General features: G+C 70.0%; 18 protein-coding genes and 3 pseudogenes. 11 read left to right on the top strand and 10 right to left on the bottom strand.

Annotated elements, in window-relative coordinates:
• Positions 1-15: 15 nt before the first annotated feature.
• The 3 genes from ACIBTS_RS08960 to ACIBTS_RS08950 are packed head-to-tail and all read right to left on the bottom strand — an operon-like array spanning position 16 to position 999.
• Positions 16-216 carry a hypothetical protein gene (locus tag ACIBTS_RS08960; RefSeq protein WP_399317739.1) on the bottom strand — a complete coding sequence of 67 codons (201 nt, stop codon included), beginning with the start codon at positions 214-216 and terminating at the stop codon, positions 16-18.
• Positions 217-225: 9 nt separating this feature from the next.
• A complete protein-coding gene (locus tag ACIBTS_RS08955; RefSeq protein ID WP_399317737.1) occupies positions 226-417 on the bottom strand; it encodes a hypothetical protein in 192 nt (63 codons plus the stop codon).
• Positions 418-453: 36 nt separating this feature from the next.
• The gene (locus ACIBTS_RS08950; protein ID WP_399317735.1) at positions 454-999 is read right to left on the bottom strand and encodes a flavoprotein; all 546 of its coding nucleotides are present in this window, start codon (positions 997-999) and stop codon (positions 454-456) included.
• Positions 1,000-1,118: 119 nt separating this feature from the next.
• Between ACIBTS_RS08950 and ACIBTS_RS08945 the strand changes: the two genes are divergently transcribed.
• On the top strand, positions 1,119-2,303 hold the full coding sequence (locus tag ACIBTS_RS08945) for a helix-turn-helix domain-containing protein (RefSeq protein ID WP_399317733.1): 1,185 nt from the start codon (positions 1,119-1,121) through the stop codon (positions 2,301-2,303).
• Positions 2,304-2,404: 101 nt separating this feature from the next.
• The gene (locus ACIBTS_RS08940) at positions 2,405-2,752 is read left to right on the top strand and encodes a hypothetical protein (RefSeq protein WP_399317731.1); all 348 of its coding nucleotides are present in this window, start codon (positions 2,405-2,407) and stop codon (positions 2,750-2,752) included.
• A 642-nt stretch (positions 2,753-3,394) separates the two neighbouring features.
• On the opposite strand, the gene ACIBTS_RS08935 is transcribed toward ACIBTS_RS08940, so the two are convergent.
• Entirely contained in the window at positions 3,395-4,024 is a 630-nt protein-coding gene (locus ACIBTS_RS08935) for a GntR family transcriptional regulator (RefSeq protein WP_399317730.1), read from the bottom strand.
• A 518-nt stretch (positions 4,025-4,542) separates the two neighbouring features.
• Between ACIBTS_RS08935 and ACIBTS_RS08930 the strand changes: the two are divergent.
• The 3 genes and pseudogenes from ACIBTS_RS08930 to ACIBTS_RS08920 form a co-directional block, all read left to right on the top strand.
• A pseudogene (locus tag ACIBTS_RS08930) lies at positions 4,543-4,767 on the top strand (sugar ABC transporter permease); the annotation flags it as partial.
• Positions 4,764-5,597 (top strand): carbohydrate ABC transporter permease, encoded by an 834-nt coding sequence (locus ACIBTS_RS08925; protein WP_319673265.1) that lies wholly within the window; start codon positions 4,764-4,766, stop codon positions 5,595-5,597. The pseudogene ACIBTS_RS08930 and the gene ACIBTS_RS08925, both read left to right, overlap by 4 nt.
• The gene (locus tag ACIBTS_RS08920; RefSeq protein WP_399317728.1) at positions 5,597-6,874 is read left to right on the top strand and encodes an ABC transporter substrate-binding protein; all 1,278 of its coding nucleotides are present in this window, start codon (positions 5,597-5,599) and stop codon (positions 6,872-6,874) included. The genes ACIBTS_RS08925 and ACIBTS_RS08920 overlap by 1 nt, the downstream gene beginning before the upstream one ends.
• 31 nt (positions 6,875-6,905) lie before the next feature.
• Here ACIBTS_RS08920 and ACIBTS_RS08915 read toward each other — a convergent pair whose 3' ends face one another.
• Positions 6,906-7,835, bottom strand: coding sequence for a DUF3152 domain-containing protein (locus ACIBTS_RS08915; RefSeq protein ID WP_399317727.1), 930 nt, complete (start codon positions 7,833-7,835; stop codon positions 6,906-6,908).
• Positions 7,836-7,975: 140 nt separating this feature from the next.
• On the opposite strand from ACIBTS_RS08915, the gene ACIBTS_RS08910 reads away from it, so the two are divergent.
• The 4 genes and pseudogenes from ACIBTS_RS08910 to ACIBTS_RS08895 all read left to right on the top strand — a co-directional run.
• Positions 7,976-8,671: a response regulator transcription factor gene (locus ACIBTS_RS08910; protein ID WP_319673262.1), complete on the top strand. Its 696-nt coding sequence runs from the start codon at positions 7,976-7,978 to the stop codon at positions 8,669-8,671.
• Positions 8,668-10,170, top strand: a complete 1,503-nt coding sequence (locus tag ACIBTS_RS08905) for an ATP-binding protein (RefSeq protein WP_399317725.1) — start codon at positions 8,668-8,670, stop codon at positions 10,168-10,170. The genes ACIBTS_RS08910 and ACIBTS_RS08905 overlap by 4 nt, the downstream gene beginning before the upstream one ends.
• Complete coding sequence (locus ACIBTS_RS08900; protein WP_399317724.1) at positions 10,167-10,772, top strand: hypothetical protein; 606 nt, start codon at positions 10,167-10,169, stop codon at positions 10,770-10,772. Before ACIBTS_RS08905 ends, ACIBTS_RS08900 begins: the two co-directional genes overlap by 4 nt.
• A gap of 151 nt (positions 10,773-10,923) precedes the next feature.
• A pseudogene (locus tag ACIBTS_RS08895) lies at positions 10,924-11,124 on the top strand (glycosyl transferase); the annotation flags it as partial.
• A 131-nt stretch (positions 11,125-11,255) separates the two neighbouring features.
• On the opposite strand, the gene ACIBTS_RS08890 reads toward ACIBTS_RS08895, so the two are convergent.
• Entirely contained in the window at positions 11,256-13,523 is a 2,268-nt protein-coding gene (locus ACIBTS_RS08890) for an MMPL family transporter (RefSeq protein WP_399317722.1), read from the bottom strand.
• A 266-nt stretch (positions 13,524-13,789) separates the two neighbouring features.
• On the opposite strand from ACIBTS_RS08890, the gene ACIBTS_RS08885 reads away from it, so the two are divergent.
• Positions 13,790-14,338, top strand: a complete 549-nt coding sequence (locus tag ACIBTS_RS08885) for a DUF1697 domain-containing protein (protein WP_399317720.1) — start codon at positions 13,790-13,792, stop codon at positions 14,336-14,338.
• A 265-nt stretch (positions 14,339-14,603) separates the two neighbouring features.
• Here the strand turns inward: ACIBTS_RS08885 and ACIBTS_RS08880 are convergent, their stop codons facing one another.
• The 4 genes from ACIBTS_RS08880 to ACIBTS_RS08865 form a co-directional block, all read right to left on the bottom strand.
• On the bottom strand, positions 14,604-14,900 hold the full coding sequence (locus tag ACIBTS_RS08880) for a hypothetical protein (RefSeq protein WP_399317718.1): 297 nt from the start codon (positions 14,898-14,900) through the stop codon (positions 14,604-14,606).
• 335 nt (positions 14,901-15,235) lie between these two features.
• A complete protein-coding gene (locus ACIBTS_RS08875) occupies positions 15,236-16,210 on the bottom strand; it encodes an NAD(P)-dependent alcohol dehydrogenase (RefSeq protein WP_399317717.1) in 975 nt (324 codons plus the stop codon).
• Positions 16,207-16,440 carry a helix-turn-helix transcriptional regulator gene (locus ACIBTS_RS08870; protein WP_399317715.1) on the bottom strand — a complete coding sequence of 78 codons (234 nt, stop codon included), beginning with the start codon at positions 16,438-16,440 and terminating at the stop codon, positions 16,207-16,209. Before ACIBTS_RS08870 ends, ACIBTS_RS08875 begins: the two co-directional genes overlap by 4 nt.
• The gene (locus tag ACIBTS_RS08865) at positions 16,434-16,862 is read right to left on the bottom strand and encodes a hypothetical protein (protein ID WP_399317713.1); all 429 of its coding nucleotides are present in this window, start codon (positions 16,860-16,862) and stop codon (positions 16,434-16,436) included. The genes ACIBTS_RS08870 and ACIBTS_RS08865 overlap by 7 nt, the downstream gene beginning before the upstream one ends.
• A 177-nt stretch (positions 16,863-17,039) precedes the next feature.
• Between ACIBTS_RS08865 and ACIBTS_RS08860 the strand changes: the two are divergent.
• Positions 17,040-17,226, top strand: a pseudogene (locus ACIBTS_RS08860) (hypothetical protein); the annotation flags it as partial.
• Between the last annotated feature and the right edge of the window lies 1 nt (position 17,227).

Raw genomic sequence — 17,227 nt, 5'->3', positions numbered from 1 at the left:
GGCGTCCGGCTGCGGTCAGGTGGCCGGGTGCCGGACGATCCGCTTGAGTCCCATCTCGACGGTGTACCGGTCGTGCCCGCCCTCGGCCGCGAACTCCGTCACGGCGGTTTGTACGGCGGCCGCCGTATCGACGGTGAGGCGTCCGGCCTGGATCTCGTGCCAGGCGCGGGTCTCCAGGGCGAGTAGGGGTGCGGGGAAGTCGAAGGTCTGTGCCACGGGCGGATCCTATGCGGCGGTGGTGATCTCTTCCGCCCGTAGCTGCTGCTCGGCCGCCACCCACTCGTCCCGCAACTGCTCATACCGGGCCCGTGTCGGCCCCCACAGCCAACCACCCGTGGCCACCATCAGGGCGTGGATCTCCGCCTGCACGGCCGCAGCAGACCGCACAGGGCCAAGGCCAGAGGTGGTGGGGGGCATGGCCCCAGTTTAGTGATCGCAGGCCCCGAACACTCATCACGATCCCGCCGACTTCCTCTCCACGGCGTCGAGCACCAGATGCCACGGATACTCCTTTGGCTTCCCCTGGCCCGGCTGGTTCGGCACGAACCCGCCCTCCCCGTACAGGACGTCCACGCCCATCTCACGGAGCTCGGCGACACTCCGCTCGAACTGCCGGTGCTGGACGTAGGCCGCGTTCACGCACGGCATCGCCACGATCGGGATCCCCTTGCCGATGCCCTCGGCGACGACCCCGATCACGAAGTCGCGGGTGAGGCCCAGCGCCCACGCGTTCACCGAGTTGAAGGTGGCCGGCGCAAAGGCGATCACGTCCGCCTTCGGCCACACATCCGCCGTCCCGGGCAGCTTGTACTCCGAACGCACCGGATGCCCAGTCAGCTCCTCCAGCGCGGGCATCTGGCCGCCCAGCCACCGGGCGGCGGTCGGGGTCAGGCCGAGGCACACGTCGAAGCCACGCCGCTGCGCGTCCTCGATCACCTTCGCCACGTCGTGGACGGGCGGCGCCGCCGAGCCGAACAGGTACAGCACAGGAGAGGTCATGCCACCTATCCGATCACATGCAACCGCCCCCGCTCCGGGAGGAGTCGGGGGCGGACGCCTGACGCATGCAATTGCACGCGAGTAACGTTCCAGATGACGAGTCAGGAACGGAGACCAGTATGCCCTCACCCGACGACAACCACACCGGCACCCGCATCCGCGAACAGCGAAAGCTGGCCAGGCTCACACAACGCCAGTTGGCCGACCGGATCCCCTACTCGTACAGCCTCCTCAACCAAGTCGAGTGCGGGGCCCGCCCAGCAACGGCCGACTTCGTGGCCGCAGTCTCCCGCGCCCTACAAGTGGACGTCACCAGCCTCACAGGACAGCCCTACGTGACCGAGCTCCAACGCGACCGGCTCGCCGAACTCGTCCGCCCCATCCGCGAAGCACTCGACCTGTACGACCTCGGCGCCAACCCGGCCCTCACCTGCCGACCGCCCGCCGTCCTCGTCGCCGAAGCGGACCGGCTGTGCGGGCAGGTCCGCGCCACCCACCTCCGCAACGCCGCCCGCGCCCTGCCGGGGGCCATCGCCGAACTCACCCACACCGCTTGGGCCACGCCATCCACCCAGCTGTGGCAGGCCCTCGCCTCCACCTACCGCACCGCACACGACATCAGCGTCAAGCTCGGCTACTACGACCTGTCCGCAGTCGCCCTGGACCGCATGGCGTGGGCCGCCGAACGCGCCTCAGACCCCTGCTTGGGCGCGGTCCGCCAGTACATGCGCGCCCTCGTCTACTTCCGGGAAGGCGAGTACACGATCGGGCAGCGCCTCGTCGCCGCCGGCCACGGCATCGTCGGCCAGGCCGAAGCAACCCGCGAGGCCCTGGCTGTGACGGGGCAGCTCCACCTCGGAGGCTCCGTCATCGCCGCCCGGGCCGACGACGTGGGCGCCGTCGTGGACCACATCGGCGAAGCCCGGAAGATCGCGCGCCGGACCGGCGACGCCAGCGAGGTGCACTGGCTGTCGTTCGGGCCGGCCAACGTGGCAATGCACCGCATGTCTGCCGCTGTGGAGATGGGCCAGTACGACAACGCTCTGAAGCAGGCCCGCAAGATTCGCCTGCCCGCCTCGGTTGCAACGTCCCGGCGGGCGCACTTCCTCATCGACTGGGCGCGCACGGAGATGGAGACTGGCCACACGGAGAGGGCGCTGGAGCATCTCGTGGACGCCCGCCGCGCGGCACCGGAGCAGACCCGCTACCACCCGGGCGCGCGGGAGACGATCCGCGGCCTGGTGCATACGGCGCGGCGGACGCCGGACACGCTGAACTACATGGCGGCCTGGGTCGGCTTGTAAGCCGCGCTCACAGTGCTCACAAATCTGTGAGCGTTGTCGTTCCCGCACGCTTCTACGGTCATTGATGTGAGACGGATCACCGTGACTGTGGAGGCGTGACGATGGCACCAGAACCCGCCGTGACCTGCGGCATGCCCAAGCATGAGGCGCTCGTCCTGCTGCCCATCCCCAGCCTCGACGGCCTCGTCGAGCGACAGCTTCGCGGCTACGTGTGCGTGTGGGGCGGCGAGGAACTCGCCAACGCCACGGCCGTCAACCTCGGCCCGCGGCAGAAGAAGCGCCTCGGCAGCACGTACCGGATCTTCCCCCGCGCCTGCCCCGCCTGCGTCCGCGAGGCCGCCATACGAGCCCTCCGTGAGCATGACGGCATGTGCGAGCAGTGCACAGACGACGCCTCCCACTGCGACACCCGGCGCGCGCTGGAAGAACTCCGCGGAGCCAGTCGGTGACCGCCGCAACTGACAGCGCAGACCTGTCTACCGAATGCACCCTCGCACGGCAGCCCGCCTACAAGGACGTACACGCCATGTGCCGCCAGACCAAAGACGTGCCGCTGCCGCACTCCACCGGGATCCTGCTGGTGCGCCGCTGCCGCTGCTCCTGCCACCGACACTCGGGAGGCCCGCAGCTATGAGAAGCCCCGTAGACCGTCTGTTCCCGCTGCCCAAGCCCGAGCCTGCTCCTGCGTGCAGGATTTGCGCCGACCTGGATCGCAAGCGGGCCGCAGCGCTGGCTGAGGGCGACTTGTCGCGGGTGTCGGACTGCAACGTCGGCCTTCGCGCTCACGGCAAGCACGCGCCGATATCCCGTTAGTCTCCCCGGCCGCCGCGATCCGCACGCGGTCCCCGGGGTGGCCGCCGCCTGTGAAGGGGAGGGCGGCCAGGGGCCCGCCGTCGTGCGTTCACCCCGTGCGCCGGCGGCGGGCCCGCTTGGCAGGCGGCCTCTTGATCCCGTGGCCAGAGCTTGACCTTTCGTTACGCATTCGGTCGGGCCGTGCACAACCTGTCAGATATATGCAGCCCGCATCTTCCGTTACCGGCGGTTTACCGCTTGACTAACGGTCAAGGAAGGAGCGGCAGACTATGCCACTGTCACCCGCCCTGTCTGCGTGCCGCCAACCGAATGTTCCACCGATCCATCGGCAAGATCAGATCGGCAGTCTCCAGGGGGCGACCTTCATGGTCGAAGCGAGTGCGCACCACGCGAAACGCCACGGCGTCCACCAACAGCCCCAATGCGTGCGCCTGCTCGACCGACAACTCCACGCACCCCAGCTCGGCCGCGTAGGAAGCGTGCAGACCCCGCCGGCCCCGCCACCACGACGACACGAGCATCGCCGACCGGCCGCCCGGATCGAGACACTCCAGCGCCTCGTGATGCAGGGACACTCCCGCCGGGACCCCAAGACGGTACGCCAACTCCACCGTGGCGGGACGCGGGCGGGTGTCGGTGGTCTCGCTGGCGAAAGGCCACTCCGCGTCCGGGTCGGTGAGGGTGCGCATAGCAGGAGGATGCGCCACATAGACCGCACGCCGCTCCTCACCCTCAAGAACTCCCTGCTGCCGAAGCAGCCTGTGGGCGAGCCTCATGGTCTGCGGGTGGACGCCGTACTCGGCCGCCATTGCGCGTCGTGAGGGCAGGTCTTCGCCTGCCGCCCATTCGCCGGCTTCGATGCGGCGGCGAATGTCGGCGGCGATGCGGCGGAACCGCGCTTCTGGCAACCCGACCCCTGGCGTCGATCATGACGTGAGGTCTGAAGCTATGAAGGCGACCTGGGGTTGGATATATCCAGCACTGCTCGCCGCCTTGGCAACTGAAGAAGGAAGGTTTCGGCACCGCGGCGTTCAGGTCTCCGAGGTGCCGAATGACCCGCCCTCCGGCTCCGCACCCCTCGACGGCCGGCAGGTGGGGGTCGTGTGGCGTACCCGGCAATGCCTGTCGGGTATCCACCCGAACGAGTGAACCATTTCCCGGCATCGGGGCGAGGGGATCTCGTTGAAGATAGAAGCCGGGCCCGGTTCCCATCCATCGCCTCCGAGGGCGTCCCCAGGGAACCGGGCCCGGCGCTTTCGTCCGCCCCCTTGGGGGGACAGTCTGTCACTGGGAAACCAACGGGAAACGATCATGGCCTCGCATGGCAACGCGTGTCCACCCATGGCAACACTCACAGGCTACGCCCCAGGTGAAAGCCCTGCTAGATGAGCATTACGCCGCTCACAGCCATGCCTAAACGATCACCATGAACTTCATCTGGAACTTCAACAGTTTCGCCCTGGTCTACGTGCTGACCAACGGCGGACCCGGCGGCCGCACCCGGCTACCCATGCTCTTCGCCTACGAAGAGGCCTTCCGCTACGGCCAGTTCGGGTACGCGGCGGCGATGGGCTGTGTGATGGTCGCGGTGATCTCCGTGTTCCTGGCCCTCTTCCTGGTGGGCCGCATCAAGGGAGGCGACGACCGTTGAGGACCCGCCCCGCGGCCCGCGCCGGCCAGTACACGGCCCTGCTCGCGTACCTCGTCTTCCTCGCCTTCCCCTTCCTGTGGCTCCTGTCCGTCGCGTTCAAGCCGCCCCGCGAACTGGGCAGCCTGCACCCCACCTGGATCCCGAAGCACCCCACCCTCGCCAACTTCCGCCAGGCCTTCGACGAACAGCCCCTGGTGCACGCCGCGGTCAACTCCCTGCTCGCGGCGACCGGCGCCGCCGTGATCGCCGTCGCGCTCGCCACGCCGATGGCGTACGTCATGGCCCGGCAGCGCACCCGGCTCGCGCGGGCCGCCTCCGGGTGGGTCGTGGTCAGCCAGGCCTTCCCGTTCGTGCTGGTGATCATCCCGCTGTTCCAGGTGCTGAAGCACCTGCGGCTGATCGACTCGGTGCCGGGGCTGGTGATGGTGTACGTGGTGTGGGCCCTGCCGTTCGCACTGTGGATGCTCGTCGGCTACGTCCGGGCCGTCCCCGTCGAACTGGAGGAGGCGGCGGCGATCGACGGCGCCGGGCGGCTGCGGACGCTCGTCTCCGTGACGGCGCCGCTCCTCGCGCCGGGCATCGTCGCGACGGCGCTGTTCGCCTTCATCACCGCGTGGAACGAGTTCTTCTTCGCGCTGGTGCTGCTGAAAACGCCTGAGAAACAGACGCTGCCGGTCGTCCTGACCCACTTCCTCGGAGCGGAGGGCGTGGCCGACCTGGGGCCGTTGGCCGCCGCCGCGTTCCTCGCCACCCTTCCCTCGCTGGCCGTCTTCGCGCTCATCCAGCGGCGGATCACGGGCGGCATGCTCGCCGGGGCGGTGAAGAGCTGATGCGGACGAGAGCGTTGGCCCTCGCGGTACTGCTGCTCCTCGCGGGCTGCTCGTCGAGCGGCGGCGCGGACGACCAGGGTCCCATCACCCTCCGCTTCCAGTCCCTGGCCTGGCAGGAGGAGTCCGTCACGGCCAACAGGGAACTGGTGAAGGAGTGGAACGCCACCCACGCCGACGTCAAGGTCGAGTATGTGCAGGGGAGTTGGGACAGCGTCCACGACCAGCTCCTCACCTCCTTCGAGGGCGGCGAGGCCCCCGACATCATCCACGACGCTTCCGACGACTTGGCGGACTTCGCCTACGGCGGCTACCTCGCCGAGCTGACCGACCTGCTCCCGAACCGCCTCAAGTCCGATATTCCACAGCGCAGTTGGCAGACGACGACCTTCGGCGACGGCGTCTACGGAGTGCCCTTCCTCCAGGAGCCGCGCGTCCTCGTCGCCAACGCGACCTGGCTGAAGCGGTCCGGCGAGCGGATCCCGACCCCCGAACACCCATGGAGCTGGGCGGAGTTCCGGCAGATCACCAAGAGACTGGCCGGTTCCGGCACGTACGGCGTGGCCTGGCCGCTGAAGGAACCCGTCTCCGCCACCCTCAACCTCTCCCTGTCGGCGGGCGGGCAACTGTTCCACCGGGGCGCGGACGGCCGGGTCACCGTCCGCTTCGAGGCCGCGGACGAGGTCGTCCCACGCACCGTCCACGATCAGGTCGCCGCCGACCGCAGCGCCTCGCCCACCACACTGGGCAGCGGCGGCTCGGACACCCTGCCCGGCTTCTTCGGCGGCAGGTACGCGATGGTCCCGCTCGGCTTCTCCTACCGCCAGCAGATCGTGCAGCAGGCGCCGAAGGGCTTCGACTGGCAGGTGCTGCCCGCCCCGGCGGGCGCCGACGGGCTTGCCCAGGGCGTCAGCCCGCAGACTCTGTCCGTCGCCGAGGGCAGCCCGCACAAGAAGGAGGCCGTCGCCTTCCTCGACTTCCTGCTGCGGCCGAAGAACATGGTGCGCCTCGCGCTGGGCGACTGGATGCTGCCGACCGGCACTCAGGCGCTCGCCGACCGCGCCCTGCACACGACGAAGGACGACTGGGCGACCGGCACCGCACTCGCGCGGTACCTGCGCCCGGCGCCCGCCCAGTCCGTGCGCGGGTACCCCGAGTGGAAGGACAAGGTCGCGACCCCCGCTTTCCAGGAGTACTACAGCGGGGCCATCGACCTCGGTGAACTGCGCACCCGTCTGGAAGAGGACGGAAACCTCGTCCTGGCCCGTTACCAGCGCTGACTGGCGGTGTCAGCGCTGGGCGGCGGCCGGTTCAGGGGACGGACGGACCGGTGATGAATCGTCCCTGCTCGTCGTACGGCCAGACGTTGGGGACACAGCCGTTCATGCCCTTGATCTGCTGCATCATCGCCGGGGCCGGTCGGCCGGGACCGGGGCAGCCGACGTGGTTGTGATGGAGGAAGTGGCCGACCTCGTGATTGATGATCAGCGCGCGGTAGGCGGTGACGTCCTTGGCGTAGACGGGGGTGGCCAGCAGCCAGCGTTTGAGGTTCACCATGACGTTGTCGTCGACGTTGCAGTTGACCTCGCCGCCGGTGTCCAGCCCGTACTGACCGCAGATCTTGTCCACGGTGCCGGGCGTAGCGACCCGTACGACGAAGTCGACGGCACCGACGGAGACCCGCCGGAACGCCGATCGACCGTCCGCCGTCCAGCCGCGCCGGTCGGCCAGGATCAGCTCCACCTGCCGGGCCACGTCCGTGGCGGACAGCTTGATGCCGTCCTCGACGTCCACCCGGTAGCGCAGGGCGGTGCCCTTGCCGACCTTGGCACTCGAACCGGACGCGGTCGTGAACGTGCCCGGTCCCGAGGCCGGGATGCCGTCCTCGGACGTGCCCGCGGACCTACCGCCGGAACCGTCGGACGAACCCGCCGACGAACCCGCCAAAGGGCCGCCGGATGTGCGGGGCGAGGCCGTTGAGCTCGGCGTCGCCGTCCGCGGGGGCGCCGAACTGGATCCCGCCGCCCCGCCGGACTCGCCGGACGTGGTCGATCGGCCCTCGGCCGACGTGCCGCCCGCCCCCGCGGAGGTCCATCCCACGGCCGCGAAACCGGCCGCGCCCAGGAGGGCCAGCATGGCGAGCCCTGCCCACAGCGGTCTTCTCCGCCCGCGCCCGGCGGAGTGCGCGGGGCCGCTCCCACGACGACGGGCGGAGGAGGAATCTGCTCGGTGCACGCTCATGGTTGTTCAGATTGTGATCGCAATGTGATCGGACCTGGCTCAAGCGATAACGAAAAGGTAACGAGCCGACCGGCATGGGTTTATGTGATCATCCGGTAACAGTGGCCCGGAGAGTCCGACGGTCTATCGATACTGTGCTCATGCCACGAGTACTGCTGATCGAGGACGACCGCGCCGTGCGGGACGGCGTCGGCCTCGCGCTGCGCCGTCAGGGCCACGAGGTCGCCGCCGCCGAGACCGGGGAGGACGGCCTGAACCGGCTGCGCTCCTTCCGGCCGGACGTCGTGGTGCTGGACCTGATGCTGCCCGGCATGACCGGCCTGGACGTGTGCCGGCGGATGCGCGACCTGGACCAGACGCTGCCGATCATCATGGCGACCGCACGGGGCGACGACGAGGACATCGTTGTCGGTCTGGAGGCGGGGGCCGACGACTATGTGGTCAAGCCCGTGCAGGCCCAGGTGCTCCAGGCCCGTATCCGCGCCGTTCTGCGCCGGGCGGGCGGCGGCGCACCCGCCGAGGCCGGCATCCCGAAGATCGACACCTACGGCGACCTCGCCATCGACCGTGCCGGACTGTCGGTCACCTGGCAGGGGACGCCGGTCGCGCTCGCCCCCTCCGAACTGCGGCTGTTGCTGACCCTGTCCGCCTCGCCCGGCCAGGTGTTCAGCAGGCAGCAACTCCTGGAAGCCGTCTGGCAACACAGCTACCACGGGGACGCGCGGCTGGTGGACGCCTGCGTGAAGCGACTGCGCGGCAAGCTGGGCGAACCCCCGCGCGAGCCCCGGCACATCCAGACCGTACGCGGTTTCGGCTACCGGTTCGCCGCCCGGTGAGAGCTCTGGGAACACGTTTCCGCACCCACCGACTGCGCGGCCTGCGGGTGCGGTTGGTGGTGGCGTTCGCGCTCGTGGCCGCCGTCAGCGCCACCACCACCGGCGCGCTCACCTTCAGGGAGGCGCGCACCCGGGTGCTCCAGCAGAGCCAGGACACCGTGATCAAACTGCTGCGCACCCAGGTGACCCGGCTCGCCCCCGACCTCGCCTTCCCGCCCGACAAGGCCGAACTGCGTCGGTTCGCCGCCGACGTGGCCGGCGCCGAGCAGTCGGGCTCCTGGCGGGTGCTGGTCGCCTACCGCGGCCTTCAGGCCACCTCCGTGCCCGACGACCCGTTCGAGGAGCTGACGCCCGCCGTGCGGGAGGCCGTGAACTCCAGCTCGGCCACCGTCTTCCAGCGCGTCAACCGCGCGGACCACACGGCGCTCCTCGTCGGCATGTCGGTCGCCTTCGCCCACGCCGACCCCTCGGGCGCAGCGCCCCTGTCCGGCGTGAAGGTGTTCCTGACGGTGCCGCAGACCACCGAAAAGGCCTACGTCGACGCCCTGGTCACCGCCGTGGAGCGGGCCGCCGTCCCCGCGCTGGTCCTCGCCGTCCTGCTCGCGCTGCTCGCCGCCCGCGGGGTGCTGCGGCCGGTGCGCGCGCTGCGGCACGCCACCCGCAGCATCGCCGAGGGCCGGCTGGACACCCGGCTCGCCGTCGACGGCTCCGACGAACTCGCCGAGCTGTCGTACACGTTCAACGAGACGGCCGCCGCCCTGGAGGAGTCGGTGGCCGAACTGCGCGGCATGGAGGCCCGGGCCCGTCGTTTCGCCGCCGACGTCTCGCACGAGCTGCGCACTCCGCTGGCCGCCATGTCGGCCGTCACCGACGTCCTCGACGAGGACGCCGTCCGCCTCGACCCGGACACCGCCACCGCGGTCCGGCTGATCAGCGAGGAGACCGTGAAACTGGCCCGACTTGTCGACGACCTGATGGAGATCTCCCGCTTCGACGCGGGCGCGGCGGTCCTGCACCTGGACGAGATCGACCTCGCCGAATCCCTCCGGCGCACCCTCGCCTCCCGCGGCTGGACCGACACGGTGGACGCCGTGCTGCCGGCGCCGGACGCGCTGCGCGGACGCGTCGACCCGCGCCGCCTCGACGTCGTCGTCGCCAACCTGGTCGGCAACGCCCTGCGGCACGGCGCCCGACCGGTCCGGCTGCGCCTGTCCGAGGACGAGGCGCCCGGGGGCGAGCGGCGGGCGGTCATCGAGGTGGCGGACAGCGGCCCCGGCATCCCCGACAGCGTGCTGCCGTACGTCTTCGAACGCTTCTACAAGTCGGACGCCGCGCGCTCCCGGACCGAGGGCAGCGGCCTGGGACTGGCGATCACCGAGGAGAACGTCCGGATGCACGGCGGCACCGTCCGGGCGGCGAACCGGCCGGAGGGCGGTGCCGTCTTCATCGTGGAACTCCCGCTGCGGCGGGACGAGTCGACCGAGGAGACGCGACCGTGAGAGCCGTACGCCGAGCCGTGTCCCGAGCCGTGCTCCTGTGCGTCCCGGGCCTGTGCACGCTGGTGTCCTGCGGCATTCCCTCGACCGGCGTGGTGGAGGCGGGCGGACCCGCCCACGGCATCGTGCCGACGGTACGGGTCTACCTCGTCGCCGACGGCGCCCTGGTCGCCGTCCCTCGCAAGGTCGCCGGACAGGTCGACGTCGAGTCGGCCGTGGAGGCGCTCCTTTCGGGACCGACGGACCGGGAACGAGCGAAGAGGCTGACCACGCTGCTGCCACAGATGTACTCCTGGTCGGGCTTCCTGAATGCTGCCCCTGCCACCGAGCAGCCCGGGGTACCCACCATGGATCCGTCCGTGGCCCCCGCCACCGAGGGCGCGGCGTCGGCCTCCGTGCGGGTGACCACGCGGGAGGACAAGGTGGCGATCCAACTGACCTCCATCACCGGTGAGTTGACCGAGCTCGCCGCGGCACAGCTGATCTGCACGGCCGTCGACGCCCGCCGCACCGTCGGCCCCGAGATCAAGACGGTGACCGTGACCGTGACGACCGCGGCCGGCCACAGCGTCGAGGGATCCGGCGCGGGTTGCCCCGGCCTGTGAACCGCACCCCTTGCCCCGACCTCTCGACCGGGCAGGTCGCGGACCCGCTCAATTGAATTGCACGAGACGTATCGTCTCGCCTACGGTCGTCGACATGACCAGTCGCCCCGCCCATATCGCCATGTTCTCCATCGCCGCCCACGGTCACGTCGCGGACGTGCTGCAGGGGCTCGGGGTGGCCCGGCACATCGCCACCTCGGACGCGACGGCCGAGGCCCTGCGGGAGGCCGCCCTCGCACTCGTCGACGACCCGGAGGTCGCCGTCCGGCTGCGACGGATCCGGGCGGAGACGGCGAACGAGGGCGGCACCCGAAGGGCGGCGGACCTCATCGAGGCCCAACTCCCCTGCTGAGAACGGAGAACGGAGAACGGAGAACGGAGAATGAGGGCCCGTTGACTACCCCGGTAAGTCAACGGGCCCTCGGTTCCAGGCGGTTCAGGACGGTTGAGGGAGGTCGGGGAGCGCCCGCAGGCCTCGGACCGTCAGACCCTCAGCGGCTCGCCCTCGTCGTCCCGGGTCACCGGCGCGACCGCCTCCGGCGACTCGTCGTGCGTGAGGTCGGGCAGCCGGTGCAGCCACTTCGGCAGGTACCAGTTGCGCTCGCCGAGCAGTGCCATCACGGCCGGGAGCAGCACACCCCGGATGATCGTCGCGTCGATCAGGACCGCGGCCGCCAGGCCCACGCCCATCTGCTTCATGGACTGCATGGACAGCGTCCCGAAGATCGCGAACACGGCCACCATGATGACGGCGGCACTGGTCACCACACCCGCCGTGGTGACGACACCGTGCTCGATGGCCTCGTTCGTCGTACGGCCCCGCATCCGCGCCTCGCGGATCCGCGAGACGACGAACACGTGGTAGTCCATCGACAGGCCGAACAGGATCACGAAGAGGAAGAGCGGCAGCCAGGTGATGATGGCGCCGACGCCCTCCGCGCCCACCAGCGACGCGCCCCAGCCGTGCTGGAAGACGGCCACGAGGATGCCGTACGCCGCGCCCACCGACAGCAGGTTGAGCGCGATCGAGGTGACCGCGATCGTCAGCGACCTGAACGACAGCAGCATCAGCAGGAAGGCGAAGACCACGACGAACGCGAAGACGGGGGCGACGGCTCCGCCCAACTGGTCGTTGAAGTCCTGCGAACCGGCCACCTGTCCGGTGATCGGCGCCTGCAGGCCGTCGACCTTGCCGAGCGTCGCGGGCCGCACCTCGTCGCGCAACTTGTCCAGGCTGGCACCCGCCTTGTCCAGATCGGAGCCGCCGACCAGCGGAACGTACACGTAGGCGACGTTCTGCGCGTCGTGCAGCTTGATCTCGACGGGGCCCAGGGAGGCGCCCGAGCTGACCGCCTGCTCCTTGAACTGTTCCAGCGCGGTCTTCACCTCGGCGGCGTTGATGTCGGCCGCCTTGACGATCACTTCGGCGGGCTCGGAACCGCCCGGGAAGGCGTCGTTGACCCGGTTGTAGGTCTGCACGATGGGCAGCGAGTCGCCGAACTCCTGGTCCAGCGTCAGGTTCTGCGTCTTCATGCCCACCGCCGGAGCGGCGATCGCGAGCAACGCACCGGCCGCGACGACCAGCGAGACGGCCGGCTTGGCGAGGACGACCTTGAGGACGGCGCTCCAGAACCGGCTGCCCTCCGCGGCCCGCCGGACACCCGCCTTCTTGCGGCGCTTGTCCGGGTGCAGAAACGGAATGCGCCCCTTCTCCACCCGCTCGCCGAGCAGCGACAGCAACGCCGGGAGAACGGTCACCGAACCGACCATGGCGACGGCGACCACCATCAAAGAGGCCAGACCCATCGCCTGGAACGTGGCGAGCCCGGTGAACATCATGCCCGCCATCGCCACGCACACCGTGACACCGGAGACGATCACAGCCCGGCCGCTGGTCGCCGCGGCGATCCTGAGAGCGGTTTCCGGATCACGTCCCGCGGCCCGCTCCTCGCGCTCCCGGCGCAGGTAGAACAGGCAGTAGTCGACGCCCACGGCCAGACCGACCAGCAGCATCACGGAGCTCGCCTGGTCGTCCATCGGCTGGATGTGGCTGACGATGCTCATCAGACCCATCGTCGCCATGATCGCGGTCATCGCGAGCGCCACCGGCAGCAGCGCCGCTACCAGCGCGCCGAAGGCGATCAGCAGGATGCCCAGCGCCACCGGCACGGCGGAGAACTCGGCCTGCTGGAAGTCGTCGCCGAACGCGTCGTTGAAGGTCTTCATCATGCTGGCGCCGCCGATCTCCTCGATCCGCAGCGAGGAGTGCTCCTTCCCGACACCCCCGACGGCCTTGAGTACCGGCTCGACCCGGTCGCCCGCGGTGTCGGAGTCGCCCCGCATGTCGAACTGGACGAGCGCACTGCGGCCGTCCTTGGAGATCGTGTGCGAGTCGTACGGCGAGGTCACGTCGGTGACCGCGCCCGTCCCGTCGACGGCCTTGACGACCGCGGCGACGGCCGTCTTGAACTCGGCGTCCGTGGCCTTGACGGAACCGTCCTTCGACTGGATGAGGACGGTCTCACTGGCGGGCTCGTCGATCCCGGCGTCCTCGATGATCCGGGCGGCCGTGCGGGTCTCGCCCGACAACTGGTCACTGTCCTTGACCTCGACCGTGCCCGCGGCCGAGCCGATCCCCATGGCCAGGACGACGAACAGTACCCAGATCCCGACGGCGGCCCATCGGTGCCGGGCGCTCCAGCCGCCGGCCCGCGCGGCGATGCCCCGCACCCGTGTGTCTCCGTTCCCCATGACGGGCCTGCCCCCTTGTGCTGCGGTGACAGCCCCCTGCCGTCACCTTTTGATTCGAAGGTATGGGCTGGATAAGGCCTTCTCGTCGTGCTGCCCGGTGACCTGCCGGTCCTCCGAGTCCTCCCGTCGGACCCCGCAGTCTCACCGCTGGGGAGGACAGTGGCCCCTTACATCTATCCGGAGTTCTCGGGGCTGTTGATCAGGGTCCCGGCCGACGGCGGAGGCGCCCACCCCCACGGCGCACGACGGCCGTTTATCGTGTGCGGATGACGACGAGGTACGCGGCGCTGCTGCGCGGGATCAACGTGGGCGGCAGCAAGAAGGTGCCGATGGCCGAACTGCGCGCCGTGCTGGAGGGACTCGACCTCAGCGATGTGCGCACGTACCTCCAGAGCGGCCAGGCCGTCTTCTCCTCCGCCCACGGAGACGAGGAAAGCCTCGCCGCCGAGATCAGGGTCGCGATCGAGAAGCACTTCGGCTTCGGCGTCGACGTCGTCGTGCGCGACCACGCGTTTCTGAAAGCGGTTGTCGACGCCTGTCCGTTCCCGGCCGCCGAACTGGAGGCCAAGCAGCTTCACGTCACCTACTTCTCCGCCCCCGTCGACGAGGAGCGCTACGCCGGCGTCGACCGCGACGCCCATCTCCCCGAGGAGTTCCGCCTCGGCGACCGCGTCCTGTACCTGTACGCCCCCGACGGTCTCGGCCGCTCCAAGCTCGCCGAGCAACTGTCCAAGCCCCGCCTCACCAAGGGGCTCATCGCCACGACCCGGAACTGGAACACCGTCGTCAAGCTGGTGGAGATGACGGAGGCGTGACCCCGTGCAGGCCGTGAAACGGGGCCGCCGAGGGGATCTCGCGGGGCTCGGTGAGCCGCGGACCGGCGTGGAGACGGCGGATCTCCCCGGGGATGCGGGCGGCCCGCTACGGCGTTCACCAGGACCAGGTCGTCCGTCCTCGGCGAGCGCGTCGTAGCCCTGCAGACCCGACGTCCAGCGGGTCGAACGGCACGTCGTGGAAGTCGGCGGACACCTGCGGGTCGGCCTGCGGCCAACTTCCCTCCAGCAGGCGGTACTTGGTGGCTCAGTGGTCGTCGTGGAAGCCCTCGACGAGGCATGTCCCGAACCCGCCCCGGATACGGGCCGCGGTGTCCCGGGTCGCCCGCAGCAGCGCGCACGGCAGCAGCGAGTGGTCCCGGCACGAACCGACGAACTGCTCGTCGTGCACCCGCCGTTGGGAGAGCCAGCGTCCTTGTGAGCCCGCAGGATCCCGCCGGTCGTATGCGCCGTTGACGGCCGGGACGCCTCGCGCGCATCCGAGGCGCCCCGACAGGCCGGACCGTCGATGGCGGAACTGGGGCGCGTATCGGGTGGTGGTCAAGAGACGGCCTGGGTGAGGTCTTTGATCCAGATCGTCGAGGCGCGCAGGTGGAGGCCGGCGAGGTGGCTTTTCGGGGTCGTGTCGTACCAAGTGGCGATGCTCACCAGGCCTTGAGGTCACTTCCCGGTCGCCTGATTCGAGGCCGTCGATCTCGGTCGGTCCTGGGCCGTGCCCCCGACCGGCCCCACCGTGGTCGGCGCCGGAAACCTCGGCCGGCTGAGCGGCGGTACGAGCGTCGCCGCGCTCACGGCCGACCGTCCGCTGCCCGATCCGCCCGCTGCCGCCGGCCCCCGGCTGGGGCTGAACCGGACAGCCGGGCCCGCTGGAGGCGTTCCTCACACGCGGATGGTGATCTTGCCGCGGGCCTGACCGTCCCTCAGATACCGGATGGCCTCGGGGACGTCGGCCAGCGGGTACGTCCGGTGGACGACGGGTTTCACGGTGCCGGCCTCGACCAGGTCCGCGAGGAGCCGAAGATCGTCGTGCTTCTGTGTGGAGACGAGCCCCAGGAGCCGTTGGCCGACGAACGGCGACAGCATCAGTGCCCGCAGTGTGCGGCCGATGCCGCCGGTCCACTTGCCGCCTCCCTCGCCGCCGACGATGACGAGGGTTCCGCGTGGGGTGAGGGCGCGGCGGAGCCGGTGCAGCGGCCGGTTTCCGGCGATGTCGAGGACGAGGTCGTAGCGGCGGGTGCCGTCCGTCGGGTCCTCGCGGGTGTAGTCGATGACCTCGTCCGCGCCGAGAGAGCGGACCATGTCCGTACCGGCCGTGCTGCAGACGCCGGTGACGTGCGCGCCGAAGGCCTTGGCGAGCTGGACGGCGAAGCCGCCCACCCCGCCGGACGCGCCGATGACCAGGACGCGCTGCTCGGCCCGCACGCGTCCGGCGTCCCGCAGGGCCTGCAGGGCGGCACATCCGGACACGGGTATCGCAGCCACCGCCGCGAAGTCCAGGCCGGACGGCTTCGGCGCGAGCCGGTCCTGCTTGGCGCACGCGTACTCGGCGAATGCCCCGTCGCAGGTGCCGTACACCTCGTCGCCGGGCCGGAAGCGGCTTACCCCCGGGCCGACGGCCTCGACGACACCCGCCACGTCCATGCCCCGCACGCGGGGCTTCGACCCGCGCAGGCCGTAGGGCGTGGCGCGGATCAGGTACGGCAGCCCGGCCGTGACGTGCCACACGCCCGGATCGACTGCGGAGGCGTGGACGCGCAGCAGCACCTCGCCGCTGCCGGGCGGCGCCGGCTTGGCGACCTCCTCGAGGCGCAGGACCTCGGGCGGTCCGTAACTGTCGTGAACGATGGCTTTCATGGGGCCTTTCCCTCGGATTCGGGGTACTGGAAGACGTTTTCGAGCGGAACGGCGAACACCCGGGCGATCTGGAAGGCCATCTCCAGCGAGGGCGAGTATCGGCCCTGCTCGATGGCGATGACGGTCTGGCGGGTCACGCCGATGCGGCGGGCGAGCTCGGCCTGGGTCATCTCACCGTGGGCGAACCGCAGGGCCCGGATCGCGTTGGTGACCCTGGTCGGCCTCACCACGGGTGGAGGCCGAACCGGTAGGCGACGATCTTCGCCCCGGATGCGAGCAGTGCGGACAGGACGAACGCCAGGTAGATCGCGTTGGCGATCCAGAACTGGTCGACGCGGGCCATCGCCAGGACGAGCCCGGCTACGCCGCCGATGACCAGGAACGACTGGCCGATGTACGAGCCGAAGCGGTGGATCTCCCCGTCGCGCTGGTCCTTGAGGTTCGCACCCTCGGGCGACACGATCGACGCGATGACGTTCAGTGCGATCGACGCGGCGATTGCGGCGCCGACCGTCCACAACAGCGCTGCCGCATAAGGCGCGTGAGCGAGGGGCGCATGTCCGCCCCGCCCGAGGACGACCGCCAGGTACACCGCGTACGACGTGATCGTGACCAGGGCCAGGATCCAGGCCCGTTTCTCTTCGAATGCCACTACCGGCTCCCCTGGTGAATAGAACCTGACACCAAGGAGTGTCAAGTAGACGCGACACGATGTCAAGATTTCTATACATCGATGTGGTGGCTACCGAATGCCTCGCAGCAGTTCGAGGGCGTGATCTGGCGGTTCGAGACCGGCGGGCAGCGGCGGGAGATGCCGCAGGAGTTCGGCGCCTACTCGTCCCGCGGCAACCGCGCTCACCTGCGCAGACGCGGCATCAAGGCAGTGATCCCGGAGCTCAAGGCCTGGCGAGGCGTCGCCACCCCGTACGACACGACTTCGGAAAGCCACCTCGCCGGCCTCTACCTACGCGCCTCGGATGATCCGGATCGAAGACCTCACCCAGGCCGTCTCTTGAC

It is taken from the genome of Streptomyces sp. NPDC050121 (assembly GCF_044460385.1).
In the GTDB taxonomy this organism is placed as follows: Bacteria; Actinomycetota; Actinomycetes; order Streptomycetales; family Streptomycetaceae; genus Streptomyces; species Streptomyces soliscabiei.
This window is presented reverse-complemented; position numbering and strand designations above follow the sequence as displayed.